The organism is Pseudomonas sp. ICMP22404, assembly GCF_006227205.1.
Classification (GTDB): Bacteria; Pseudomonadota; Gammaproteobacteria; order Pseudomonadales; family Pseudomonadaceae; genus Aquipseudomonas.
Genome location: NZ_VCNG01000084.1, coordinates 1 through 215 on the forward strand (window position 1 = coordinate 1; position 215 = coordinate 215).

Below are 215 nucleotides of genomic sequence, written 5' to 3' on the forward strand. Positions count from 1 at the left end.
TTGCTCAGTGTGACGGTGACTGGTGTTTGAGCGGCGTTGGTCAGGGTGGCGGTGTAAACAATCGAACCACCTTCGGTGATGGTTTCGCTGGCGCTCAAGGTCAAGCCAGTGTCGTCCACCGAATCGGTGATCGTGGTGACCGCAGGCGTCGTGTCCGGAACCAGGTTTTCGAAGTTACCGCCGGTCGCACCGGTGATGGTGGTGCTGACGGTGCT

1 protein-coding gene is annotated in these 215 nt (G+C 59.5%); it reads right to left on the reverse strand.

Features of this window, described 5'->3' with window-relative positions; all coding sequences use genetic code 11:
* A partial coding sequence (locus tag FGE05_RS29740) for an immunoglobulin-like domain-containing protein (protein WP_139650451.1) occupies positions 1-215 on the reverse strand: 215 nt, incomplete at both ends.